We start from the raw sequence: 25,167 nt of genomic DNA on the forward strand, positions 1-25,167 counted from the left end.
TTGAAAGCTGATTCATATTCGTAAAATCGTGAGAATAAAACCACGTGAAATCAAGGTTTTAAACTTGATTCCACGTGGTTTATTTCATTTTTACAGGGTTTTGTCCGGGCCCCTTTGCTATTTCATATTTGCTTATGTCCCGGCCCTTTTTTATTCTTTCAAAAATAAGTGATGAAGGAGGAGTCGTTTAGAACCCGATTGAGAGTGAAACGCTTTTTTTAAGGATTTAAGAAAAATGTAATCACTTCGTAATTGTTTGGTTAGAATCTTTGTTTACGATTTTGATGTATTCGAAATGGCACCCGAGCAACGGAGGAATTACTATCTGTTGCTGATACGGAAAAGAAGCGGGCTAGCGTTTTCCGATAGAGCTGCCGTGGGCATACTGCTGTTTATTGCTGCTGACTGAAACTTGCTCTGGAACGTCATGAAGATGGATCCGTTAGAGGCCAGGGAGAGGATTGAATAATGAGAAATGACATTTTAAAATTGGAACATAATGGAGATGCGCAAGCAAAGGTTCTGAAAGTTTTTTCATTGGCAGTTAAGGTCCTTACGTTCTGGAAAAAGCTATTTAATGGCGCCGATAGGCAGACTCACCATCGGCCGTGGATTCCAAGTCTTTAAACTGGGAGTCCGGCATGTCGATATGAGTCTGGATGGGAGAGGCGGCCAAGCATCATTTCCCAAAACAATATCAACGGTTGGCACTTGCGAGAGCTTTCATCAATCATTCTTCCATTACTTTCGCTGATGAGCCGACAACGCTCAAAGCAGGGAAGGCGAAAGGAGAGTAGTTGAAATACCTCAAGGTTAAATCCCGCAAAAGCGCCCATCATTGAAGAGCGTATGTTTGATCTCTGTAAAAGTTATCAGATCGGTAATGATAATAATGAGTGTAAAAGATTCGTTTCGTACACTCCGTTTGAGTCACTTTTATATAGCAGTTCATTATTGGGGTGAATAGATGTCCATCAAAAAACGTTTACTTTTATCAAATATAGGCATGGTGATCATTCCTGTTATTTTATTTATTGTTTTGGAAATGATTATTGGATATATTTTGTTTTATCCTTTGAAAGGTGAGATCAATAAAGCATCACTGGATTTTTTTCTGTCGATTAGGCTTTTCATTTTAATCTTTGTACTTATCTTAACGAATGGGCTTTTGACATTTTTAGTGTCAAAAAGTATTATTAATCCACTCCGAAATTTAAAGAAGGCGACCCGTGAAATCAGCAGTGGAAACCTTGATGCGAAAGTGGAGGTAACAGGTTCAAACGATGAATTAAGTGAACTTGCCCATGCTTTTGAAATTATGAGGCGTAAGTTAAAGGAAGCACATGATATACAAAAACAATATGAAGAAAACCAGAAGGAGTTAATAGCGAGTATCTCGCATGACTTGAAAACCCCTTTGACAAGCATCAAGGGATACATTCGGGGCATTTCTGATGGAGTAGCCAATACACCTGAAAAGATGGATCGCTATATAAAGATCGTTGAAAAAAAAGCTGATGAAATGGAATCATTAATTTCCGAGCTGCTCCTGTACTCCAAACTGGATTTACCCCATGTTCCTTATGAAATGCGTGAATTGGATTTGTTAGCGTATTTCGAAGATTATTTGGAAGATTTACGCCCCCATTTGGCCAAGCGAAACATTCACATAACGTTGGAATATGATCGCAGCCATTCTTATTTGGTTATGGCCGATCGAGAAAAACTGAATCGTGTCGTTGCCAATATTGTCCAAAACAGCATTAGTTTTATGGATAAGGAAAATAAACATTTGAAATTCAAGTTGACATCAAACAACAAAGAGGTGCTGATTGAAATTCAAGATAATGGGATGGGTGTTTCAAGAGATGAGTTGCCCTATCTGTTTGACCGTTTCTATCGCACCGATGTGTCCCGCAATTCAACTACGGGAGGCAGTGGACTGGGCTTGGCGATCGTTAAAAAAATCATTGATGGCCACGGCGGGGCAGTTTGGGCAAGAGGTGATATTGGACAAGGATTACGTATATATTTCACTTTGAAAAAGCGAGTGGAGGCGGATCATGTTGAGCAGGATATTGGTGATTGAAGATGAACTGAGTATTGCCGAGCTGGAGCGGGACTATCTTGAATTGAACGGATATGAAGTTGATATTGCCACAAACGGGCGGGAAGGACTCAAATTATTTAAAGAAAAATCGTATCGGTTAGTTCTTTTAGATGTTATGCTTCCCGACAGTGATGGTTACGAAATTTGCAAACAAATGAGAGATATATCCGATATCCCAATCATCATGGTGACTGCTAAAAATGAAGACATAGACATGATTAGGGGACTAGGGCGTGGTGCGGATGACTATATTGAGAAACCTTTCAATCCGAATAAATTAATAGCTAGGGTAAAGGCTCATATAGCAAGATATGACCGCCTTGTATCCCGCGACCAAAAAGCACTGGACGAAATAAAAATAAGAGATTTGCTCATACAGCCTGCTACTCGGAAAGTATATGTACATGATCAGGAAAAAATATTGACAGCCAAAGAGTTCGACTTGCTTGTCTTTTTAGCTTCTTCACCAAATCAGGTCTTCAGCAAAGAACATTTGTTGGAACAGGTGTGGGGATTTGATTTTTATGGCGACATTACGACTGTTACGGTACACATCAGAAGACTTAGAGAAAAAATGGAGGAAAACCCCTCCCAACCAGAATATATTGAAACCGTTTGGGGTGTTGGGTACCGATTGAAACGATAAGCAGGAACCGGGACAAAAGTTGAAAGCTAATGGATATTCTTAAAAATCGTGAGAATAAAACCTAAACCGCGTGAAATCAAGGTTTTCTAAACTTGATTCCATGCGGTCTTTTCATTTTTATAGGGTTCTGTCCCGGCTTTTTTTGTAAAAAACCACATTTAATATTTATGTAAGAAATTCATAAGAGTGTTGTTAGAATGGCTGGATAAAATGACGTTGTAAATAACGTAAACCGGAGGGAATCATATGAATGAAACAATGTCACGAAGGCCGTTACTTCAAAATACGTATATAGGATTGGGCTTTATTTTTTTAGTTTGTTTATTGATTCAATTTTTGCTGGCAGGTTTGTCTATTTTTAAAGATCCGGCAACATGGGCCGCCCATAGAAATTTTGTCCATTTGTTTGGCTATACGCTCCCTATACTGATGATCATTTGTTCAATGATGGGAAGATTTTTTGGCCTTATTTACAAAGAGTTGTTGGCTATTTTTCTTCTCATTTTCTTGATGTACCTAACTGCAAATTCGGGCTGGAAAGTTGGCTGGTTAGGCGCCCTTCACCCGGTTGTGGGCTTACTTTTAATGTGTGTAACAGGTGTTGGTTTAGTGAAAGTGTACAAAAGAGGCGGGCAGAAAACCGATAAAAAAGTGGAGAATAAGAAGAGAGGACTCATTTCGTTGGTTTTGATCGGTGCTGTCGGCGGTTTTGTTGCCGGGCTTCTATTATCAAATATAGTAGGGGGGATTGGAGTTATTCTATTTGAAAAAGCAATAGGGGTTCAATTTTTGCCAATCTATCTTGCTGTTATTTCATCTATTATGGTTCCGGTTTTAAAGTACCGAAGAGAATAAAATGAAAATGCGAGTCTAGAGATGAAGCCATCTGATAACAGGTATTATGGATTGGATATATAAGATAGTTACCGTTGTAGAAAATGCCAATCATGAGGTTTCCAGATGTTGGGCATGAACGGAAGGCTGCCTTTACAGGATGGGCAGGTTATAAAGACTTTTGCCAATTTGATGAAAATGGACGTAATAGAACTCACTCTGGCTGTGGAATTGAGCTCAGAAAAAAGCATATGCCATCTTTTTACTGAGGATAAAAGATTAAGTATATGGCATTTTCATTACCCTACTAGAAAAGAGGAAATAAAATGAAGCAAAAGATAGCTTATGTCTTTATGTTATCCTACCTGTGGGTAACGTTGATTATGTTGGGGGCTTTTGCTCTGGAAGTTTTTATGGTGTATCCTAATATATTTCACGATGTTCCAAATTCATTTGAAATTTCAATGGACTTTATGAAAGTGGCCAGTCCACACACTTTCTTTCCTCCTCTTGGATTGGCAAGCTGGTTGACTGGCCTGGGAGCTTTAATCCTGAGTTGGGAAGCAAAAGCAGCGCGTTACTGGATATTAGGAAGCATTATGGTGATGATTTTATTAGGGTTGATATCAATGGTGTTCGAATGGCCCCGAAACGAGATTATGTTTATCGAAGGAAATAAAGTACATTCAGTTGCTTTTCTTAAACAAACCGCCCGCGAATTTTTGGTCATCAATTGGTTAAGGATAGCATGTAATACGATTGGCGCAGTCCTAGTATTTAAGGGTTTTCTGATGTTTTATCAGTATAGATTGCGTGAAGGTAAATGATACTCGACGAATCAGCGATATTGTGAAACATGCTTCCTGGCGAGAGCCAGACTCCCTTGGAGCGTGTTCGATAAACTGTAAGCCAAACAGGGATCTTCTAAAAAGCCCCAAAAATCTATCAGTCGGAAGAAAACAAAGTGTTTTCCTTCGGCTGATTTTGTACTTTCAGGCCCTCACCTTGCAAGCAACTGAGGTGGGTAATTCATTAAACAAAACTATAACTAAAATAAAGTTTCATTATACTGATTGTAAAGGGATTTACTTCGCCTTTCCGCTTATATTTCTCAGCTCCCAAGCTCTCACAATTGCGAACTTTACTAGTTATTGGATCCTATAAGGCCGAAAATTGTTTAAGGAATGATTCGATATCCTTTACATTCTTTGAATGTGAACGGCCAGTTTATTGCTGAATACCCTACGATGATTTGTATAAACTTCCAGAAAATTGAATGGGTCATGGCCGATATTGAAACGACGAGGGCCTTTAAAAAGTGTTAAAGGTGGTCATGATGCCCAATGAAAATATTCAACTTTACACTGACTTTTTTTCGTCTGTTTCCATTGCGAAATCTATTATTGCAAAAATTAAAGATAATATCATTTTCGTAATGAACTGCAAATCAATAGAATTCATGAATGCATCCAAAAAGGAAATGATAGCCCAGTTTACTAAAAATGAAAACATGAATAGGCCCATTTTCATATGGAGTTTTGACCATTTTCCGGAAATCTTCATTAAAGAGAGCAAAACTTTTACGACACCATCGCCAATAATTCCTAAAAGAAAATAAAATAGGGTAAACAAAAACAGTGACCAAAGAGTATCGTATTTGACGCCTAATATGCTGAATAAACCTAGAATCCCAAAATAATAAATTGCTATTACAAAAGCAATTGCCCCTACTACCAATAAAGTAAGGATCGTAATAATAAAAACCTTTGATCCAAAGCTTTCATCTTTGGATGATGTATGATTGCTCATTAAGAAACACCTCGCGTCTATTATAACAATAAGGGGTAGCATCCAAAAAGGATATTTACAAAAATGAAACACGATACATCAAAAAACACGAAAAAACTTTTATGAGAGGACGTTATTTTGGGCAATTAGTTGCAGAAAAATATATCCTTTTGTCGAAATACAGTATGTGGAAGGGGGAGATACTCTTGTTTAGAAAAATTTTTTCAGGGATATGTTGCATTCTCATTTTTATGCTCATTATTCCAAGCTATTCTCATGCTCATCCTGGCAGAACTGATGCAAATGGAGGGCATACTTGTAGAACGAATTGCGAAAAGTGGGGGTTAAAGCAAGGAGAATATCATTATCATAATGGTGGCAGTTCCGGAGGGGGAGGAGGTTCATCCAATAACAGCGCACCCACTCAAACTCCAAATGTGAATAAGCAAACGGAGGAACAACGCAAACAAGAGGAATTAGCTAGACAAAAAGCGGAAGAAGAAAGAAAAAAAGCGGAAGAAGAAAAACAGAAGGCTGAACAAGAGAGGCAATTGGGGGTAAAAGAAGGAGCCGCCCAAGCTGCAAAAGATTTCGAGGAAAATGTAAATGATCCTGATAAATATCTTAACGACAAGTCAACACATTACGTGGAAGGGTTTAAAAAAAGTTATAACGATACCTGGAACGATAAGCAAGATGAAAAAGATTATTATCAAAAGGGATATGATCAAGGATTACATCAAGAAGAACTTAATGTAGATCAAGTTCCGGATCATAGAGTAGACGTTTTCAAAGAAGGTTTTAAGTCGGGCAACGATGAAAGAATAGAAAAAATAAAAAAAGAGCAGTACAAATTGGGGAAAAACCACGGTAAGAAAAAAGAAGAAATGAATCCTGGCAATACCGACCGCGAGGAATATGTTAAAGCTTATAACAAAGGTTACAGGTCCGGCATAAAAAAGACAATCACTAAAGAGGGAAAAAAGTTTGCAAAGACTAACTATAGTGTCAAAGTTCCCAAAGAGTATAAAAACAATAAAGATTATTCCAAGTGGTTTAAGCAAGGGTTTAAGTCTAATAAAAAAGCAGCAGAAGTTAGAAAGGCGGGATTCAAAAAAGGAAAGAAACTTTTTTCAACTAGTCGAGTCCCCAAAGAGTATAAAAAGTATAGTGAATTATATAAAGAAGCCTATAAAAAAGGCAAGGCCTCTTAAATTATTTTCTTTCCCGCTTTCCATAGGGATCTGCCATTTGGCTATATTAAAAGCCAATAAATGAGCACTTATATTTATTAGCACGAATCCGGTGCTTTATAACATGAAACAGATTATAGTGAAGTTTGGGGAGTCAACCGCCTGGGGCGCTTTGATTCCCGTTTTTTATACACTTTAACGTCCCTCTCACTGTATGCGCGAACCTTTTACCATTATATCCAAGTAGCCTATGAAGAACATATTGGCGATAACTTAATCCTCAAGCGGGCTCTCGGTAACTAAATCATATAAATGGCCCGGCGTTGGCCGGGATTTCGTACTTGATTAAATCGTCGTGACTTTATACTTCCTTTTCGGATAGTCTCGACCTTGCCTGTCCGCTAACCGTGTACATTTACCAATGCATTTTTTCTCTGTATAGTCGCTATTCATGTGATTGTGCGTTTAATCCCTCATCATGCAGAGCGTTTTTGTAAGGATTGTTGCGCTTGACAATATTTCTCTCGACATTTTTCGCAACCTTGAGTAATATCAATATATGAGTAGGTTTAACTGATCTCATTCATGTAGCTACATTTCTTCAAGGTGCAAGCAAAGTGATTATATGAAGCGATAAAATCTTTTATGGCCATAATGGTTAAAGCCTTGAATCATCAACATTTGTTGGTGTTTTTTTGTACAGTCGACCCATTTTTCCTTTTTGTTAGAAAAAAAAGCCCGGAATATCCGGACGGAAAGAAAAAAAGGAGATAACCTCCTGGGAGGCAAAGTCTCCATCTATACTAAAAAGGGGGTATTTACAAGGCCATTCACCTTGCTTATCATCATTGTACAACAAGTTTTTATTGATTACATGTGCCATTAGGCTCGACATTTTATGAGAAAAAAGCCCATATTTGGACTTTATGTTGCATATTTACCAATATTTTTTATGCTTCCAGCCGCAATGGTGTTTTGGAGGGCAGACACAATAATGTTCTTCCGAAATGGAGTTGACGGCAGATTTTGTATGTGGATAGGAATGCATGTATTTATAAGTCGTATGGTTGATTTGGGTTGTATGGCTCGGGTGCATAACCGGGATATAGACATCTTGCCCGACATATTCAGTGTTTTGCTTAGTGGGGCTGATTTGGGCAGGCATCGTTTTGGCGGGCAATTGCATAGCCGGTTTGACCGGTGGATAGCCGCACTTACACGGTTTTTTGCAGCTGCAAGGCTTATGGTACATTCTCATGAAAAAAGCCTCCTTTTTAAAATATCGTATACTCATTCTTATGAAAGACAACCGTCCAACGGTTGTACAACGGCCTAGTTCGCTGAAAAATAGGCCTGATGGGTGAGGCGACGAGAAAATGATTCTATATACGCGAAAATCAAAATATAGTAAAATAGTTGTGGGGGGAGGAAGGGCAAATGAAAATGGAACCGGCTTTACTACAGAAACAGACGCTTAATTTGACAATGACACAGGAATTGCAGCAAGCAATCACCATTTTACAATACACTGCCCATGAGTTAACGGCGTTTCTTGAAATGAAAGAAATGGAAAATCCGCTCATCCAGTTGGAATCACCGATCGTCCAGTCCGTCGATCCCCGCTACGACATGGTGAAGAAGCGGAAAATAACGAACCAGGAACACGATCAAAAGAAGTGGCTCGAACAAATGGCGGAGCCGACTGAAAATTTGGCGGATCACTTGTTTTCTCAGCTCTTGATGAAAGCGTTATCGGAAAAGCAACGCAAATTGGCAGAGCAGTTTATATATAATCTGGATCCTAACGGTTATTTAACGATTACCCTGGAGGAAGCGGCTGCTGCCGAACAAGCAACTATAAACGAAGCGGAAGAAGTGCTTGAAATCATTCAAAGCCTTGAACCGGCTGGAATCGCCGCCCGTTCATTGCAGGAATGTTTGCTGCTCCAAACAAAAAGAAAGCAAAGCACACCGGCGCTTGTGATCGATTTGCTCTCGGGCTTTTTCACAGAGTTTGCGGAGAAGAAATGGAAGCTCCTTTCTGAGCAACTGTCTGTCAGCTTGCAAGAAATCCAAAAAGCGGCTGATTTTATCACGACACTCGATCCGCGGCCCGGCATCCAGTTTGATCATGAGAGGACACAATATGTCATACCGGACCTTATTCTTGAAATCAATGACGGAACACTTGAGTTACGTCTGTTTGAAAGGAACCTTCCCGACATTCGCTACCAATCAGACTATTATAATACGATGTCGCAAATTGCGGATGAAAAGGTGAAGCAATTTTTAAATGATAAACGCCAGGATTACCGCTGGATTGTGCGCAGTATCGAACAGCGGAAGCAAACTTTGATGAAGGTGGGCATGGCCATTTTGGAAGAACAGCAGGATTTCTTTTTAAAAGGCCCGAGTTATCTAAAACCGCTCACGTTAAAGGATGTGGCTGAAAAAATTGATATGCATGAATCAACTGTTAGCCGGGCCGTTAGAGGCAAATACATCCAAACGCCAAGCGGTATGCATGAACTAAAGAGATTCTTCTCGCAAGCTCTCCAAACCGGAGCCAATTCGGATACCGAACAGGCTTCTGCCGCTCAGGCGAAAGCGCTGATCGAGGCAATGATAGCCAAAGAAGACAAAAAGAAGCCTCTTTCCGACCAATTAATCGCGGATAGGCTGAAGGAAAAAGGGTTGAAGCTCTCCAGAAGAACGGTAGCCAAATATCGGGAACAGCTCCGCATCCCTTCATCCACGAAAAGAAAACGGTATGAGTAAGGAATGGAATACAACATGGAAGTTTATTATTATACAAGAAAAAAATGCCCCCTCTGCGATGAGGGACTGCTGGTTTTACAAATGCTTCAACGAAAATATTCGTATGAGTTAATTGAAAAAGACATTGACGAAAGTGATGATTTAACAGAAAAATTCGGCTTAATGATCCCGGTAGTAGAAATTCGTGGAAAAATTGTTCAATATGGGATGATCGATCCTGTCACGATAGAAGATCAATTACGTAAATTTGAAAGTTGAAACGTTGCTGCGTACCTGTTACAATCAGTATGAAGGTAACAGGTTTCTTTTTTTTTTGATGAATTGGGACAAAAAACGTCCATGTGGGACGATTTTGAGGGGGTCGCATATTGCAAAAACTGTTAAAACTTCAACAAAAGCTGGTGCCAGATCTCCTTAAGATCATCCAAAAGCGGTACCAAATTTTAAAGTCCATTCAATTGACAGGACCTATCGGAAGAAGACCGCTCGCACATATGCTCGATATGACGGAACGTGTACTCAGAAGCGAGGTTGACTTTTTAAAAGAGCGGCAACTGATATCGGCACGGCCGGCGGGAATGGAAATTACAGATGACGGCATGGTGCTACTGAAGGAGCTGGCTGAATTAGTTCGCGGGATAACAGGGATTCATGAACTCGAAGAGCAGTTGAACAGGCTGCTCGGAATCGCTGAAGTGAAAATTATTCCCGGCGATTCAGACGACACTCCTGTTGTCAAGGAAGAGTTGGGCCAGGCCTGTGCCGATCAATTAAAAAAGATTTTGAAAGCCCAAAATATCATTGCCGTGACCGGTGGGACAACAATGGCCTGCGCCGCGGAAATGATGACACGGGAAATCGGTAAAGGAAAACAGATACTATTTGTACCTGCCCGGGGAGGCGTTGGGGATGATGTGAAAAATCAAGCCAACTCTATTTGCGCCAAAATGGCCGAACAAACGGGCGGGAGCCATCGGGCATTATATATTCCGGATCAGGTGAGTGAAAAAGTACGTGAGTCGCTTTTGCAAGATCCCAATATATCGGAAGTATTAAATTTGATTCAATCGGCTAATATCGTATTACACGGAATCGGGGATGCCATTAAAATGGCAACACGGCGAAACACGAACGATGCAGATATGGATAAACTGCTCAAAGAGCAGGCAGTGGGGGAGGCATTTGGCTATTACTTTAATATCGAGGGAGAAGTTGTCCATAAGGTATCCACTGTCGGCTTGCAATTGGCAGATCTGCACCGCGCCCGTCATGCCGTTGCGGTTGCCGGAGGAAAGTCAAAAGCAAAAGCGATCCAATCTTATATGAAAAGTGCTCCACCCAACACGGTGTTTATTACAGATGAGGGTGCGGCCAAAGAATTGTTCAAAGCACTGACAAACATATAAACAGCAACCTTTGAAGGAGGACATACATGATGACAGTGAAAATAGGAATTAACGGGTTTGGAAGAATTGGCAGAAATGTGTTTCGGGCGGCCTTGGACAATCCAAGTGTCGACATTGTGGCAGTGAATGATTTGACGGACGCGAACATGTTGGCGCACTTGCTAAAATATGACTCGGTTCACGGCACACTTCGGAATGACATTACAGTTGAAGGCAATGACATCTTAGTGGATGGCCAGCGCTTACAGGTGATGGCTGAAAGGGATCCGTCTCAATTGAAATGGGGAGACCTTGGTGTTGATATTGTCATCGAATCAACTGGCCGTTTTACAAAACGGAACGATGCGGCCAAACATTTGGAGGCTGGGGCAAAAAAAGTCATTATATCTGCGCCTGCAACTGATGAAGATATCACGATAGTCATGGGCGTGAACGAGGAGAAATATGATCCGGCGAATGATCATATTCTTTCCAATGCATCTTGTACAACAAACAGTCTGGCCCCTCTTGCGAAAGTGCTTCATCAGGAGTTCGGCATACGCCGCGGAATGATGACCACGGTTCACTCTTATACGAATGACCAGCAAATCCTGGACCTTCCCCACAAGGATTACCGACGGGCTCGAGCTGCCGCCGAATCGATTATTCCGACTTCAACAGGCGCCGCAAAAGCTGTCTCTCTTGTGCTTCCGGAGTTAAAAGGCAAGTTGAACGGAATGGCGATGCGGGTTCCGACCCCGAACGTGTCAGTCGTTGATTTGGTCGCGGAACTGGAAAAGCCTGCTACGGCCGAAGAGGTGAATGCAACATTGCAAGCCGCCGCGGAAGGGGAATTGGCGGGTATTCTCGCTTATTGCGAAACGCCGCTTGTTTCCCGGGATTTCAACGGGAACGCCCATTCATCCATTGTGGATGCTCTTTCGACGATGGTATTAGATGGAAATATGGTTAAGGTTGTCTCTTGGTATGACAACGAAACGGGCTACTCCAATCGTCTTGTCGATTTGGCGGAATATATCGCCAAACGCGGATTAGCATGAAAAATGGAGAATAGTATTGGATAAATCACGGGTTGGCATCTATAATATAGAGGGGAAATAAAAAAAGGGAGCGGGAAAGACCCACTCTCTTATTTTCTGCTTGAAATAGGAGGCTGTCCAAGTGAGGAAGAAAACAATAAATGATTTACAAGTAAAAGGGAAACGAGTTTTTTGCCGCGTGGATTTTAATGTGCCGATGGATGGTGGAGTGATCGCCGATGATACAAGGATTCGGGCGGCTTTGCCAACGATTCGGCATTTGTCTGATAATGGCGCAATGGTCATACTGGCAAGCCATATGGGACGGCCAAAAGGCAAGATTGTCGAAGAATTGCGGTTGGCGCCGGTTGCAAAACGCCTTGAGGAATTATTGGAGAGAAGCATTCATTACACAAGGGAAGTCATCGGCGAAGAGGTTGAAAAGCAAGTTTCCGAACTCCGGGAAGGCGATATTTTATTGCTGGAAAATGTGAGATTTCATCCAGGAGAGGAAAAAAATGATGCGGAGCTTGCGAAGGCGTTTGCCAACCTGGCCGAACTATATGTCAACGATGCCTTTGGCACTGCGCACCGCGCCCATGTTTCTACAGAAGGGGTGGCAAAATACTTGCCTTCCGCTGCCGGCTTTTTAATTGAAAAGGAATTGGAAGTGCTGGGCAACGCATTGTCCAATCCTCAGAGGCCTTTTACGGCGATTATTGGCGGCGCAAAAGTGAAGGACAAGATTGGTGTTATTGATAATCTTCTTGACAAAGTAGATCATTTAATGATTGGTGGCGGGCTTGCCTTTACGTTTGTCAAAGCCCAAGGTCACGATATCGGAAATTCGCTGCTTGAAGAAGATAAAATAGAACTTGCCAAAAGCTTTATGAAAAAAGCGGAGGAAAAAGGCGTACAATTTCTATTGCCGATTGATGCAATTGTAGCAGATTCTTTTTCTGAACATGCTCAAACGAAGGTAGTCGATATTGAACAGATTCCTTCTGGATGGCTAGCCTTGGACATCGGTCCCAAAACAACCGAGCTGTACAGCAATGTCATAAAAAAATCGAAGCTTGTCATTTGGAATGGGCCAATGGGTGTATTTGAAATGGAGCCTTTCGCTCAAGGAACGAAAGGTGTCGCCCAAGCGCTTGCAGAAGCGGACAATACATATACGATCATCGGCGGCGGCGATTCTGCCAGAGCGGTGGAACATTTTGGCCTTTCGGAAAAGATGGACCATATTTCGACAGGCGGGGGAGCATCGCTCGAATTTATGGAAGGAAAAGATTTGCCGGGCATTGCTGCGCTGGATGACCGTCATTCCGAATAACAGGTGCTTTCGTACAGAAAAGAAAGGATGTATGGTATGCGAAAACCGTTGATAGCAGGTAACTGGAAAATGAATAAAACGATACAAGAAGCGGTCGATTTCGCGAATGAAGTAAAAGGGCTTGTTCCCGACCGCTCCAAGGTTGACTCGATCATTTGCGCACCGGCCCTGTTTTTAGACCGGCTCTTGGCGGCGGTTGATGGCTATAATGTACATATTGGAGCGCAGACTATGCATTATGAAGAAAGCGGAGCCTTTACGGGAGAAATCAGTCCTGCGGCCCTGGAGGATTTAGGTGTGTCTTATTGCATTATCGGCCATTCCGAGCGCAGGGACATGTTTAATGAAACAGATGAATCCGTCAACAAAAAAACAGCGGCCGCTTTTCGTCATAACATTAAGCCGATCATCTGTGTCGGGGAGACATTGGAGCAGAGGGAGCGAAATGAAACAAAAGGGCATGTGGCTAATCAAGTGTCAAAAGCCCTTCAAGGGTTGACCGAAGAACAGGTAAAACAATTGATCATTGCTTATGAGCCTATTTGGGCGATCGGCACTGGAAAATCATCGACAGCAGAAGATGCCAATGAGGTATGCGGACATATCCGCCAAGTTGTTGAAAGCAGTTATTCCGGTTCTGCGGCACAATCAGTGAAAATTCTCTATGGAGGAAGCGTTAATCCCGGCAATATTGATGAATTGATGGCAAAGCCGGAAATTGACGGGGCTTTGGTTGGCGGAGCAAGTCTTGACCCACACTCATTCCTTCGCTTATTGGAGGCGGCCGCCAATGGGTAAATCCCCAGTAGCCTTAATCATTTTAGACGGCTTCGCATTAAGAGAGGAAGGGCATGGGAACGCTGTTGCCCAGGCAAATAAGCCGAACTTTGACCGCTATTGGAATATGTACCCCCATAATACACTGACAGCATGCGGTGAAGCAGTCGGCCTTCCAGAAGGGCAAATGGGCAATTCCGAAGTAGGACATTTAAATATCGGGGCAGGACGGATTGTTTACCAAAGTTTAACGAGAGTGAACATTGCCATTCGAAATGGTGAATTTGCAAAAAATGAAACCATTCAGGAAGCCCTTGCCCATGCAAAGAAAAACGGCAAAAAACTCCACTTGCTCGGTTTACTTTCTGATGGAGGCGTGCATAGTCATATCGACCACCTTCATGCTTTATTAAAACTGGCAGTTGAAGAAGGAATAAAAGACGTATATGTACACGCCATATTGGATGGACGGGACGTCGGGCCGCAAACGGCTGAGCGTTACCTTCGAGAAACAGAAGCGAAAATGAAAGAATGCGGTGTTGGAAAGTTTGCCACCGTTTCCGGCAGGTATTATTCAATGGATCGCGACAAGCGTTGGGATCGTGTGGAAAAAGCCTATCGGGCAATGGCTTTCGGAGAAGGACCGCAATACACAGATCCGCTTCAAATGGTGGAAGATTCTTATAAACAAGGCATATTTGATGAGTTTATGCTTCCATCTATTATTACGGATGAAAATGGAAAACCAAATGCGACTATTGACAGTGGTGATTCGGTCATCTTTTTCAATTTCAGGCCCGACCGGGCGATCCAAATTTCCAATGTGTTTACAAACAAAGATTTTCCTTCGTTTGACAGAGGTAAAAACAGGCCGAAAGATTTGTATTTTGTCTGCATGACCCACTATTCTGAAACAGTGGACGGACATGTGGCTTTTAAAACAGTGGACTTGGAGCAGACGCTGGGAGAAGTAGTGTCCCGTCATGGGCTTCAGCAACTGCGCATCGCGGAAACGGAAAAATATCCGCATGTTACTTTTTTTATGAGTGGCGGCAGAGAAGCGCCATTTCCGGGTGAAAAGCGGATATTGATTGATTCGCCTAAAGTGGCCACTTATGATTTAAAGCCTGAAATGAGCGCTTATGAAGTGACAGAAGCATTATGTGAAGAAATCCAAAAAGATATATTCGATGTGATTATTTTAAACTATGCCAATCCTGATATGGTCGGACATTCCGGCATGCTAGAGCCAACCATACAAGCGGTGGAAGCAGTTGATGAATGTCTCGGCAAAGTAGTGGATTTGATTTTGGAAAAAGGGGGAGCGGCGATCATTACGGCAGATCATGGCAACGCGGATGAAGTTGTGACACCGGAAGGCACCCCGATGACAGCCCATACGACCAATCCGGTGCCTGTTATCGTAACAAAACATGGCCTTCAGCTTCGCGATGGGGGCATTCTCGCCGATCTTGCGCCAACGATGCTCGATTTGCTAAATGTAGAACAGCCGCCAGAAATGACAGGCAGCAGCTTGATCAAATAAAACTTCATTTTTTTAAGGGGAGATATCGATGCCATTCATAGCAAATGTTTATGCCAGAGAAGTGTTGGATTCCCGCGGTAATCCAACGGTGGAAGTCGAGGTTTATACAGAGACAGGAGCTTTCGGAAGGGCTCTTGTTCCGAGTGGGGCATCCACTGGTGAATATGAAGCAGTTGAACTCCGTGATGGCGACAAAGACCGCTATTTCGGAAAAGGCGTTGAAAAAGCCGTCAACCATGTTAACGAAGTGATTGCCGAAGAACTCATCGGATACGATGTGACTGATCAGGTTGGAATTGACATGGCGTTGATGGAACTTGACGGAACAGATAATAAAGGAAAATTGGGCGCCAATGCCATTTTGGGAGTATCCATGGCAGTTGCCCATGCTGCTGCGGATTATTTGGACATGCAACTTTATCAATACTTGGGAGGATTTAATGCCAAACAGCTTCCAGTGCCGATGATGAATATTTTAAATGGCGGGGAGCATGCCGATAATAACGTGGATATCCAGGAATTTATGGTCATGCCTGTCGGAGCTTCCAGCTTTAAAGAGGCGCTCCGCATTGGTGCAGAGATTTTTCACAGCTTAAAAGCTGTTTTGAAGGAAAAGGGTTTGAGTACAAGCGTTGGAGACGAGGGAGGGTTTGCGCCAAACTTGAAATCCAACGAAGAAGCGCTTGAAACGTTAATGACAGCGATTGAAAAAGCCGGCTATAAACCGGGTGAAGAGATCAAGTTGGCAATGGATGTTGCTTCTTCGGAAATGTATAACAGAGAAGACGGCAAGTACCACTTGAAAGGTGAGGGAATTGTCAGAACATCTGAAGAAATGGTCAAGTGGTATGAAGAGCTCGTCAATAAATATCCGATCATTTCAATCGAAGATGGTCTGGATGAAAATGACTGGGAAGGCCATAAACTCCTGACAGAGCGGATCGGCTCCAAGGTACAGCTTGTCGGGGACGACTTGTTTGTGACAAATACGAAAAAGCTTGCGCGCGGTATTGAAGAAGGTGTTGGCAATTCCATTTTAATTAAAGTAAATCAAATCGGCACGTTGACCGAAACATTTGATGCGATTGAAATGGCAAAGCGTGCCGGCTATACGGCGGTGATTTCCCATCGTTCAGGTGAAACGGAAGACACCACAATTGCCGATATCGCCGTTGCGACAAACGCCGGCCAAATCAAAACAGGGGCCCCGTCCCGCACGGACCGTGTTGCCAAATATAACCAACTGCTTCGTATCGAAGATGTACTTGGAGATGCGGCGAGCTACGCGGGTGTCAATGCGTTTTACAATATAAAATAATGTGGGCAAAGGGTCTGGCGATGCGCCGGGCCCTTTGGCTCCAACCATTCCCCTTACACTTGTTCCTCTGACAGAAATCTTCCACTTTTATCTTTCCGGCAGTTCCGTTAAACTTAAATAGTTGTCTGTTTGAAAAATCTGTTCTATAGTAATTCGGAGCATGAATGTAACGAGCCGTATAAAAAACAGGTGATGAAATGGCGAAATACATGGAAAAAAAGCAGTGGATATTCGTATTGACCATCGGGCTTGGCACTATGCTGAATCCGTTAAATTCGTCAATGATTTCAGTTGCTTTGACGCGTTTGCAGCATGACTATCAATTGTCGTTTGCGGATGTTTCTTGGCTCATCTCCATTTTTTATTTGGCAAGCGCAGCGGGTCAGCCGGTGATGGGAAAATTAAGTGACATGTTTGGCGCAAAAAAACTATTTTTGTCCGGGTTAATCATCGTGACTGCAGCGTGTCTATTAGCCCTGTTTTCTCCTAACTTTTTGTTTCTGCTTGGCTGCCGGGCATTACAGGCAATTGGGAGTTCCGCATTATTTCCGAGCGGCATGAGCATGGTCCGCTCTCATATTTCAAAAAACCAGGCGCACGCTTTGGCCGTGTTATCTGTCTTTGCTTCGACTTCAGCGGCATTTGGTCCCTCCATAAGCGGTTTTCTCATCGCGGCGTGGGATTGGCACGCCATTTTTTGGATCAACTTCCCATTCACAATCATCGGTTTTGTCTTAGCCATTTTTATTTTGCCCAAAACCGAGAGTGGAACGATTGATATCCGGCGTATCGACTTTAAAGGAATTTTTCTTTTTATCGCTTCCATTGTCGGCTTAATTTTGTTTTTATTATCCCTGGATGGATATATTCGCTGGTGGGCATTGCTGATCTTTTTGGTGGGCGGCATTTTATTTTACGTTCAGGAAAAAGGGCATAATGAACCATTTATTGATATACAAAGCTTGAAAAAGAACCGGAATGTGACGATGGTCTATTTGCAGTTTACAAGTATTAATACGGTTTATTATTGCTATTTTTTCGGTTTTCCGACTTTTTTGCAACAAGTGCAGGGCTATACAGAGGAGCGCACTGGTTTGATCATGCTGGCACTGGCGGGGTTTGGTGTAATTGTTTCACCTATTGCCGGCGGACTCATTGACAGGCATGGTTCGAAATTGCCGATGATGATTGGAGCGGTTTTGCTTTTAATCGGGACGGGGCTCTTGTTGACCTACAGGGAAACTTCCCCGCTTCTTTGGCTGCTCGTTATTATGGCTGTACTGGGAATGAGTAATGGATTTAACAATATTTCGACCCAAACGGCTTTGTATGAACATGTGAACCCGGAAGACACGGGAACGGCTTCAGGCCTATTTCAGACAAGCCGTTATCTTGGCTCTATCCTCTCGGGAAGCTTGCTCGGTCTAACGTTCAACCGCCAATTGGATTTGTCCCAATTTCACCTTGTCGCGATGGTTTGCTTTACTTTTTGCTTATTGATTGTCGCCATGTCTTGGAAGCTTCCGGGGCAAATGGAGATAAGCAGGGAGAAAAAGGTGTAACTGACATAAAAAACCGGTTTTTATTTCGAGTATCTACAACGGGATAGATCGCGTTTTTAGATTTTAGGTCATACATTGCAAGCTGTCGTAAAAAAGAGTAGGATAGTACACATAATCGAATGAAATAGTAGAGGAACACATCTTAGGGGGAGCTATATTTTGAGTAAAAACCTGACATTTTCATCATATTTTGTTATTGGCGTTATGTTATTCGCATTATTCTTTGGAGCCGGAAATTTGATTTTTCCTGCATCGCTTGGTCAAAATGCCGGTACAAACATTTGGCCTGCCGTATTTGGATTTTTAATAACCGGAACCGGACTGCCTTTCCTCGGGGTGTTGGCAATGGGTTTTTCGGGAAGCAGGAATCTTCAGGAGCTTGCCAGCAGAATTCATCCGTGGTATGGCATCATTTTTACCGCACTTCTTTATTTGACAATCGGGCCATTTTTCGCCGCGCCTCGTACAGGGGCTGTTGCTTTTGATATTGGCATTTCTCCTTTTATAGAAGCAGATTTCACAAAAACCGGACTATTTATTTTTACATTTATATTTTTTGCTGTGACAACATGGCTTTCTTTAAATCCATCGAAATTAGTCGATCGAATTGGTAAAATTCTTGCGCCGGGGATTATCATTTTACTTGCTGTATTATTAATCACTGCGCTGGTAAATCCGATCGGATCGATCGAGTCACCACAAGAAGCATATGCCAGCGGTGCTTTTGTGAAAGGATTTATGGAAGGGTATAATACGATGGATGCACTTGCCTCACTTGTTTTCGGAATCATTGTGATCAATGCGATCAGCTCTATTGGAGTGACGACAAAGGCCGGCGTATTATCCGCAACCATTAAATCTGGAATTGTCGCCATTTTCTTTCTTTCTGTCATTTATGTGGGGATTGCTTTTCTTGGCGCGACGAGCACAAAAGAATTTGGCCTTTTTGAAACAGGAGGCCCTGTCCTCAGTCACGCATCTACCTATTATTTCGGAACATTCGGTTCTATTATATTGGCAATCATTATTATATTAGCATGTTTAACGACAAGCATCGGGTTAATGACAGCTTGCGGTGAGTATTTTCATACATTGATTCCAAAGGTAAGTTACAAATGGTTCGTCATTTTCTTTTCACTGCTTTCTTTTATAATTGCGAACTTCGGATTGGCGAACATCATCAATTATTCAATTCCAATTCTTATGTTCCTTTATCCGCTTGCCGTAGTGCTGATGCTTCTGACCTTTCTGTCACCGCTATTCAACCATGCCCGGCTTGTTTATGTGTCAGTGGCGGCGTTGACATTTTGCATAAGTATCATAGATGGTTTCAAAACATTTTGTGACCTGATTAAAATTCCTTATTTTGATTGGATGTTACCTATTATTTCTTTTTACGAACAAACATTACCGTTATATAAGCAAGGGCTTGGCTGGCTTGTTCCCGCCTTAGTCGCCATCCTGATTACTGGAACGATCAGCCGCCTTGCCGGGCTAACTGCTTCAGAAAGTTAAAACGAGCCTTTAGGCTGGGACAAAGCCTTGTAAAAACGAATAAACCGCATGGAATCAAGTTTAAAAGCCCTGGTGGTTAACCCTTGATTTCACGCGGTTTTATTTTTAAGTTCTTTACGAATATCCATCAGCTTCCAACTTATGCCCAGCCCTTCAGCATTAAATGAAGAGATTGCGGATGGGGTGTGGAGAATGGATGGGTGCGAATCATTACATGGAAGCGGCCAGTAATCGAAAAAGTGGTCGTAATCGCTAAAGTCGGTCGTAAAAGGAAAACTAAAGTATAAATGTTGGGGCCCTCTTCACCCTTTATACGTTGCCGAGAAAGCGTACCCTCTAGTCGTTGCTGAAAAAAGGGCTATGTATGGTCATTCTGATCGCTATCGTATTCGGACATCATTCATGCCGACTTTTCCCGATTATTAGTCACGTTTTGATTACCGAAAGATGAAACGCCGGCGGGGGCAGTTTGACGGTGTAAAAAGCACTCTTGTGCAGAAAGGCTGTTTATGCTACATTAAAATTACTGTAGGCAGGCTCGGGAGGTGTGTACCAGTGCATACATTGGCCATTACTTTATTAATTATTGTTTCAATTGCATTGATTATTGTTGTATTATTGCAATCTGGAAAAAGTGCAGGTCTTTCAGGCGCTATTTCCGGAGGGGCGGAGCAGCTTTTTGGAAAACAAAAAGCTCGCGGAATGGATCTAGTGCTCCAGAGAATCACAGTCGTACTTTCGATATTATTTTTTGTACTAACAATGGCCGTTGCTTTTTTTGAAGTATAATGTTGACACAAACCTGGTTTCAATGATAACCGGGTTTTTATTTTGCCTGAAACTGTTACTTTGCTTAAAATAGGGTAATAGTGTAAATAAAGGAAGATATAGAAGGAGAAAGACCATGAAGATAAAACCACCGAAACCCTTTTTGTTTGAAGCCGGGAAGCGGGCTGTCTTGTTGTTGCACGGATTCACGGGAAGCACTGCAGACGTGAGAATGCTCGGCAGGTTTTTGGAAAAAAAAGGATATACCTGTCATGCGCCCCAATATAAAGGACATGGGGTGCCTCCTGAAGAGTTGGTTGTGACCGGTCCGAATGATTGGTGGCAGGATGTAATGGAAGGCTATCAATTTTTACAAGAAAAAGGGTATGAGGAGATTGCTGTTGCCGGGCTGTCGCTTGGAGGAGTATTTTCCCTGAAATTGGGTTACACTGTTCCGGTAAAAGGAATTGTTCCGATGTGTGCCCCGATGTATATAAAGAGTGAAGAAGTCATGTATCAGGGGATATTACAATATGCGCGTGAATATAAACAGTTTGAAGGAAAGTCCAAAGAACAGATCGAACAAGAGATGGAACAGTTTCAAGAAAGACCGATGAAAACATTAAGGGCGCTTCAACAGCTGATTGGCGATGTGCGGGATTGTGTCGATATGATTTATGCCCCTCTTTTCGTAGTACAGGCGCGGCATGATCATATAGTAAACCCCGACAGCGCAAATATTATATATGACAAATCGGAATCCATTCAAAAAGAGTTGAAATGGTATGAGAATTCCTCCCATGTGATTACTCTTGGAGAGGAAAAAGAACAATTGCACGAAGATATACTAAGTTTCCTCGAAGGGCTTGATTGGTCCGTTTAGGGTTATTTTAAGGAGAGATGTATATGGAAGAACAAATACAGCATCAAGTGGACAAAATATTGGCGTATATGAGAGAAGAAGCCTACAAGCCACTAACCGTCAAGGAATTGGAAGAAGTTTTTCAAGTTGAAGGATCGGAAGAATTCAAAGATTTTGTAAAGGCGCTTGTACAGATGGAAGAAATGGGGCTTGTCGTCAGGACAAGAAGCAATCGATATGGCGTTCCGGAAAAAATGAATCTCGTTCGCGGGGTATTGACAGGCCATGCTAAAGGATTTGCCTTTCTCATTCCGGATGAGGCGGGAATGGATGATGTTTTTATCCCCCCTCATGAAAAAAATGGGGCGATGCATGGCGATCATGTCCTTGTCAGAGTATCACCTTCCAGTTCTGGTTCCCGGAGAGAGGGTGCTGTTGTCCGCATCTTAAAGCGGGGGACGGTTCAGGTTGTCGGCACTTACAATGAAAGCCAATACTTCGGTTTTGTAATACCGGATGATCCGAAAATTGCAGATGACATTTTTATCCCGAAAAATGCCAATATGGGAGCGGTTGAAGGGCACAAAGTGGTTGTTCGCCTTACCGCCTATCCAGAAAATCGGAAAAATGCCGAAGGTGAAGTTGTAAAAATCCTTGGGCATAAAAACGATCCGGGCGTGGATATCGTATCGATCATTTATAAGCATGGTTTGCCACTCGCTTTTCCAGATGAAGTCATGGAGCAGGCGAACAGCATTCCAGAGGAGATTGTCGAAAGTGAAATAGGAGATAGGCGTGATTTGCGAAATGAAACGATTGTCACAATTGATGGCGCAGACGCCAAAGACCTTGACGATGCCGTGACGCTTTCCAAACTCGAGAATGGCCATTATAAATTGGGCGTCCATATTGCCGATGTAAGCCACTATGTAACGGAAGGCTCACCGATTGATCGGGAAGCGTTTGAACGCGGTACGAGTGTCTACTTGGTCGATCGGGTAATCCCGATGATTCCCCATCGATTGTCGAATGGAATTTGCTCACTCAATCCGCAAGTGGACCGCTTTACCTTGTCTTGCGAAATGGAAATCAATCCGCAAGGAGAAGTCGTAAACCATGAGATTTTTCCAGGGATCATCCGTACTACCGAACGGATGACCTATTCCGATGTCAATAAAATTTTGATCGACAAAGATCCAGAGCTCCGAGCAAAATATGAGCCTCTTGTTCCCATGTTTGAGTTGATGGAAGAGCTTCAGGGCATTTTGCAGCATAAGCGAATGAAACGTGGCGCGATTGATTTTGATTTCAAAGAGGCGAAAGTGATTGTGGATGAGGAAGGAAAACCGGTCGATGTTGTGGTCAGGGAGCGCTCCATTGGCGAACGCATTATCGAGGAGTTCATGTTGGCGGCCAATGAAACGGTTGCTGAGCATTTTCATTGGCTGGATGTTCCGTTTATTTACCGGATTCATGAAGACCCTAAAGAAGAAAAATTACAGCGTTTTTTTGAATTCATAACGAACTTTGGTCTTCTTGTCAGAGGCACAGCCAATTCCATCCATCCGCGGGCTTTGCAAGAAATCATCGAGGCTGTTCGGGAAAAGCCGGAAGAAATGGTTGTCTCGACCGTCATGCTCCGTTCCATGCAACAGGCCAAGTATGATCCAAAGAGTATCGGACACTTCGGGTTGTCGACGAAATTTTACACGCATTTTACTTCACCGATCCGCAGATACCCTGATTTGATCGTTCATCGGCTGATCAGGACCTATTTATTTGAAGGGAAAATGGACGAGACAACGCGTGAAATTTGGAAAGAAAAATTGGCGGATATCGCCCACCATTCATCAAAAATGGAGCGTCGGGCAGTGGATGCGGAAAGAGATACGGACGAGCTGAAAAAAGCGGAGTTTATGGAAGATAAAATTGGTGAGGAATTTGATGGCATCATCAGTTCCGTCACAAATTTCGGGTTGTTTGTTGAACTGCCCAATACGATTGAAGGCTTGGTCCACGTCAGTTACATGACCGATGATTACTATCACTATGATGACCGGCAATTTGCCATGATCGGCGAACGGACTGGGAATGTATTCCGGATAGGCGACGAAATTACTGTACGCGTCATTAATGTCAACAAAGATGAACATGCGATCGATTTTGAAATCGCCGACATGAAAAAAAGCCGCAAGCAGCCTGAAGAAGGCAAACTCAAAATTGTCAAATTGAAAAATGGGAATGGCAAGAGCAAGGGACCCCAAGGCCATGAAGAAGGGGAATGGACGACAAGGCGCCCGAGAAAAAAGAAAAAGTCATACGAAAATACACCCGCCAATGTTCGGCGTAAGCGCGGGAAAAAACGAAAAGGTTAGAGGGCCAAACTTCTAACCTTTTTCCGTTTCATGTTATAATTGTCCGAAGAGAAAACGGCAAGGGAGGGAAATCAGAATGGCGAAGGGAGAAGGAAAGCTGGTCGCTCAAAACAGAAAAGCGAACCATGACTATTTTATAGAAGACACGTATGAAGCAGGGATTGTTTTAAAAGGAACGGAAATTAAATCGATCCGCGCGGGACGGGTCAACTTAAAAGATGCTTATGCCCGCATACAAAACGGCGAAGTATTTCTTCATAACATGCATATTAGCCCCTATGAACAGGGAAACCGATATAATCACGATCCGCTCCGAACGAGGAAATTGCTGTTGCACCGCAAACAAATCAATAAGCTGATCGGGGAAACGAAAGAACAAGGATATACACTTGTTCCGTTAAAGCTCTATTTGAAAAACGGATTTGCCAAAATTCTTATCGGTCTCGGAAAAGGGAAAAAGCAATATGATAAACGCGAAGATCTAAGACGGAAGGAAGCGAAACGGGATATCGAAAGAGCATTTCGTGAACGCCAAAAAATGTAAACTCGAGTGACAAGTCTTGCATTATTTGCGTTTTCTGCTATAATATAATTTGTACCTGACAGACAGGTACTCCCGAAACGATCCTTTTTAAAGGTGTTTCTCATTTCATGGGGACGTTTTGGATTCGACAGGGATAGATCGAGCTCGAGTTGCGAGTCGAGGGGATCGTCCTCGTAAAAAACGTCAACGCCAATAATAACTGGCAAATCTAACGATAACCTCGCTTTAGCTGCCTAATAAGGCCTAAGCGGATCCTCCCTCCATCGCCCATGTGGTAGGGTCAGGGTCTCACTCTCAGTGGGCTACGCCGGAAGTCCTCCGCCTGGGGACCATGGAAGAGATGAATCAGGCTAGCGCTTTGGAAGCCCGTCGATAGGCCGAAGAAGACGCGAAACGCTAATATATCGACTACACTCGTAGAAGCTTGAGTGGCGATATTCTTGGACGTGGGTTCGATTCCCACCGTCTCCACCAATACATACCTGCGTTCATATGACGGAGATTGTAATTGTGTGGTAACATTCGTGGAATAAGCTATGGTAGCTTTCATTTAATAATTTTAGCAAGCTTGAAGTCGTCTTCTATTTTGAGGACGGCTTCTTTTGTTGGTTCTATGTCAAATGTTGGGTAAGGTGATTTCTGCTAGAATTATTTTCAGATTGTGTTTTTAGGAGTGAGTCAAAAAATGAAAGAAAAATCAATCATAGGACTACTGTTGATACTTACAGGTATTTTAATCACCTTTTTCCTAAATACAGCTACAATGATTATTTCATTAATAATCCTTATA

22 protein-coding genes and 1 other RNA gene are annotated in these 25,167 nt (G+C 42.6%); 21 read left to right on the plus strand and 2 right to left on the minus strand.

Annotation, left to right across the window (positions count from 1 at the left end; translation table 11 throughout):
- Positions 1 to 468: 468 nt before the first annotated feature.
- The 5 genes from MHB50_RS02735 (at position 469) to MHB50_RS02755 (ending at position 4,417) form a co-directional block, all read left to right on the plus strand.
- Complete coding sequence (locus MHB50_RS02735) at positions 469 to 627, plus strand: hypothetical protein (protein WP_205178757.1); 159 nt, start codon at positions 469 to 471, stop codon at positions 625 to 627.
- 340 nt (positions 628 to 967) lie between these two features.
- The gene (locus MHB50_RS02740) at positions 968 to 2,089 is read left to right on the plus strand and encodes a HAMP domain-containing sensor histidine kinase (protein WP_205178759.1); all 1,122 of its coding nucleotides are present in this window, start codon (positions 968 to 970) and stop codon (positions 2,087 to 2,089) included.
- Positions 2,067 to 2,756 (plus strand): response regulator transcription factor, encoded by a 690-nt coding sequence (locus tag MHB50_RS02745; protein ID WP_077112921.1) that lies wholly within the window; start codon positions 2,067 to 2,069, stop codon positions 2,754 to 2,756. The genes MHB50_RS02740 and MHB50_RS02745 overlap by 23 nt, the downstream gene beginning before the upstream one ends.
- 246 nt (positions 2,757 to 3,002) lie before the next feature.
- On the plus strand, positions 3,003 to 3,611 hold the full coding sequence (locus tag MHB50_RS02750; RefSeq protein ID WP_205178761.1) for a DUF5957 family protein: 609 nt from the start codon (positions 3,003 to 3,005) through the stop codon (positions 3,609 to 3,611).
- A gap of 305 nt (positions 3,612 to 3,916) precedes the next feature.
- Complete coding sequence (locus MHB50_RS02755) at positions 3,917 to 4,417, plus strand: hypothetical protein (protein ID WP_077112859.1); 501 nt, start codon at positions 3,917 to 3,919, stop codon at positions 4,415 to 4,417.
- Between the two features lie 532 nt (positions 4,418 to 4,949).
- On the opposite strand, the gene MHB50_RS02760 is transcribed toward MHB50_RS02755, so the two are convergent.
- The gene (locus MHB50_RS02760) at positions 4,950 to 5,399 is read right to left on the minus strand and encodes a YrvL family regulatory protein (protein WP_205178763.1); all 450 of its coding nucleotides are present in this window, start codon (positions 5,397 to 5,399) and stop codon (positions 4,950 to 4,952) included.
- Positions 5,400 to 5,584: 185 nt separating this feature from the next.
- Between MHB50_RS02760 and MHB50_RS02765 the strand changes: the two genes are divergently transcribed.
- Positions 5,585 to 6,592 (plus strand): YHYH domain-containing protein, encoded by a 1,008-nt coding sequence (locus MHB50_RS02765; RefSeq protein ID WP_236016966.1) that lies wholly within the window; start codon positions 5,585 to 5,587, stop codon positions 6,590 to 6,592.
- A 916-nt stretch (positions 6,593 to 7,508) separates the two neighbouring features.
- Here the strand turns inward: MHB50_RS02765 and MHB50_RS02770 are convergent.
- Positions 7,509 to 7,829 (minus strand): CotD family spore coat protein, encoded by a 321-nt coding sequence (locus MHB50_RS02770; RefSeq protein ID WP_083717621.1) that lies wholly within the window; start codon positions 7,827 to 7,829, stop codon positions 7,509 to 7,511.
- Positions 7,830 to 8,008: 179 nt separating this feature from the next.
- Between MHB50_RS02770 and rpoN the strand changes: the two genes are divergently transcribed.
- The 15 genes from rpoN to ssrA all read left to right on the plus strand — a co-directional run bounded on the left by rpoN (position 8,009) and on the right by ssrA (position 24,851).
- A complete protein-coding gene (gene rpoN, locus MHB50_RS02775) occupies positions 8,009 to 9,349 on the plus strand; it encodes an RNA polymerase factor sigma-54 (protein WP_205178771.1) in 1,341 nt (446 codons plus the stop codon).
- Positions 9,350 to 9,364: 15 nt separating this feature from the next.
- Positions 9,365 to 9,607, plus strand: a complete 243-nt coding sequence (locus tag MHB50_RS02780; RefSeq protein WP_205178773.1) for a glutaredoxin family protein — start codon at positions 9,365 to 9,367, stop codon at positions 9,605 to 9,607.
- Positions 9,608 to 9,717: 110 nt separating this feature from the next.
- Positions 9,718 to 10,755 (plus strand): sugar-binding domain-containing protein, encoded by a 1,038-nt coding sequence (locus tag MHB50_RS02785; protein ID WP_077112918.1) that lies wholly within the window; start codon positions 9,718 to 9,720, stop codon positions 10,753 to 10,755.
- A gap of 29 nt (positions 10,756 to 10,784) precedes the next feature.
- The gene (gap, locus tag MHB50_RS02790; RefSeq protein ID WP_205178799.1) at positions 10,785 to 11,795 is read left to right on the plus strand and encodes a type I glyceraldehyde-3-phosphate dehydrogenase; all 1,011 of its coding nucleotides are present in this window, start codon (positions 10,785 to 10,787) and stop codon (positions 11,793 to 11,795) included.
- 121 nt (positions 11,796 to 11,916) lie between these two features.
- Positions 11,917 to 13,110 carry a phosphoglycerate kinase gene (locus tag MHB50_RS02795; protein WP_205178775.1) on the plus strand — a complete coding sequence of 398 codons (1,194 nt, stop codon included), beginning with the start codon at positions 11,917 to 11,919 and terminating at the stop codon, positions 13,108 to 13,110.
- A gap of 36 nt (positions 13,111 to 13,146) precedes the next feature.
- On the plus strand, positions 13,147 to 13,908 hold the full coding sequence (gene tpiA, locus MHB50_RS02800; protein ID WP_077112852.1) for a triose-phosphate isomerase: 762 nt from the start codon (positions 13,147 to 13,149) through the stop codon (positions 13,906 to 13,908).
- Positions 13,901 to 15,433 (plus strand): 2,3-bisphosphoglycerate-independent phosphoglycerate mutase, encoded by a 1,533-nt coding sequence (gene gpmI / locus MHB50_RS02805; protein WP_205178777.1) that lies wholly within the window; start codon positions 13,901 to 13,903, stop codon positions 15,431 to 15,433. Before tpiA ends, gpmI begins: the two co-directional genes overlap by 8 nt.
- A 28-nt stretch (positions 15,434 to 15,461) precedes the next feature.
- Entirely contained in the window at positions 15,462 to 16,751 is a 1,290-nt protein-coding gene (gene eno / locus MHB50_RS02810; RefSeq protein ID WP_077112850.1) for a phosphopyruvate hydratase, read from the plus strand.
- A 197-nt stretch (positions 16,752 to 16,948) separates the two neighbouring features.
- Positions 16,949 to 18,313, plus strand: coding sequence for an MFS transporter (locus tag MHB50_RS02815; RefSeq protein ID WP_340084827.1), 1,365 nt, complete (start codon positions 16,949 to 16,951; stop codon positions 18,311 to 18,313).
- Between the two features lie 159 nt (positions 18,314 to 18,472).
- Positions 18,473 to 19,828: a branched-chain amino acid transport system II carrier protein gene (brnQ, locus tag MHB50_RS02820; RefSeq protein WP_077112848.1), complete on the plus strand. Its 1,356-nt coding sequence runs from the start codon at positions 18,473 to 18,475 to the stop codon at positions 19,826 to 19,828.
- A 555-nt stretch (positions 19,829 to 20,383) separates the two neighbouring features.
- A complete protein-coding gene (gene secG, locus MHB50_RS02825; RefSeq protein WP_077112847.1) occupies positions 20,384 to 20,617 on the plus strand; it encodes a preprotein translocase subunit SecG in 234 nt (77 codons plus the stop codon).
- A 115-nt stretch (positions 20,618 to 20,732) separates the two neighbouring features.
- Entirely contained in the window at positions 20,733 to 21,479 is a 747-nt protein-coding gene (locus MHB50_RS02830; protein WP_339161710.1) for a carboxylesterase, read from the plus strand.
- A gap of 23 nt (positions 21,480 to 21,502) precedes the next feature.
- A complete protein-coding gene (gene rnr, locus MHB50_RS02835) occupies positions 21,503 to 23,833 on the plus strand; it encodes a ribonuclease R (protein WP_205178782.1) in 2,331 nt (776 codons plus the stop codon).
- Positions 23,834 to 23,909: 76 nt separating this feature from the next.
- Positions 23,910 to 24,377 (plus strand): SsrA-binding protein SmpB, encoded by a 468-nt coding sequence (gene smpB / locus MHB50_RS02840; protein WP_077112844.1) that lies wholly within the window; start codon positions 23,910 to 23,912, stop codon positions 24,375 to 24,377.
- Between the two features lie 109 nt (positions 24,378 to 24,486).
- Positions 24,487 to 24,851: a transfer-messenger RNA gene (ssrA, locus tag MHB50_RS02845) on the plus strand.
- The last annotated feature ends 316 nt before the right edge of the window (positions 24,852 to 25,167 follow it).

This window comes from Siminovitchia sp. FSL H7-0308 (assembly GCF_037980985.1).
In the GTDB taxonomy this organism is placed as follows: domain Bacteria; phylum Bacillota; class Bacilli; order Bacillales; family Bacillaceae_C; genus Siminovitchia; species Siminovitchia thermophila.

Coding starts and splice junctions, on each gene's coding strand:
- MHB50_RS02735 (WP_205178757.1), top strand. CDS start 469: ATGAGAAATGACATTTTAAAATTGGAACATAATGGAGATGCGCAAGCA.
- MHB50_RS02740 (WP_205178759.1), top strand. CDS start 968: ATGTCCATCAAAAAACGTTTACTTTTATCAAATATAGGCATGGTGATC.
- MHB50_RS02750 (WP_205178761.1), top strand. CDS start 3,003: ATGAATGAAACAATGTCACGAAGGCCGTTACTTCAAAATACGTATATA.
- MHB50_RS02755 (WP_077112859.1), top strand. CDS start 3,917: ATGAAGCAAAAGATAGCTTATGTCTTTATGTTATCCTACCTGTGGGTA.
- MHB50_RS02760 (WP_205178763.1), bottom strand. CDS start 5,399: ATGAGCAATCATACATCATCCAAAGATGAAAGCTTTGGATCAAAGGTT.
- MHB50_RS02770 (WP_083717621.1), bottom strand. CDS start 7,829: ATGAGAATGTACCATAAGCCTTGCAGCTGCAAAAAACCGTGTAAGTGC.
- rpoN (WP_205178771.1), top strand. CDS start 8,009: ATGAAAATGGAACCGGCTTTACTACAGAAACAGACGCTTAATTTGACA.
- MHB50_RS02780 (WP_205178773.1), top strand. CDS start 9,365: ATGGAAGTTTATTATTATACAAGAAAAAAATGCCCCCTCTGCGATGAG.
- gap (WP_205178799.1), top strand. CDS start 10,785: ATGACAGTGAAAATAGGAATTAACGGGTTTGGAAGAATTGGCAGAAAT.
- tpiA (WP_077112852.1), top strand. CDS start 13,147: ATGCGAAAACCGTTGATAGCAGGTAACTGGAAAATGAATAAAACGATA.
- gpmI (WP_205178777.1), top strand. CDS start 13,901: ATGGGTAAATCCCCAGTAGCCTTAATCATTTTAGACGGCTTCGCATTA.
- eno (WP_077112850.1), top strand. CDS start 15,462: ATGCCATTCATAGCAAATGTTTATGCCAGAGAAGTGTTGGATTCCCGC.
- MHB50_RS02815 (WP_340084827.1), top strand. CDS start 16,949: ATGGCGAAATACATGGAAAAAAAGCAGTGGATATTCGTATTGACCATC.
- MHB50_RS02830 (WP_339161710.1), top strand. CDS start 20,733: ATGAAGATAAAACCACCGAAACCCTTTTTGTTTGAAGCCGGGAAGCGG.
- rnr (WP_205178782.1), top strand. CDS start 21,503: ATGGAAGAACAAATACAGCATCAAGTGGACAAAATATTGGCGTATATG.
- smpB (WP_077112844.1), top strand. CDS start 23,910: ATGGCGAAGGGAGAAGGAAAGCTGGTCGCTCAAAACAGAAAAGCGAAC.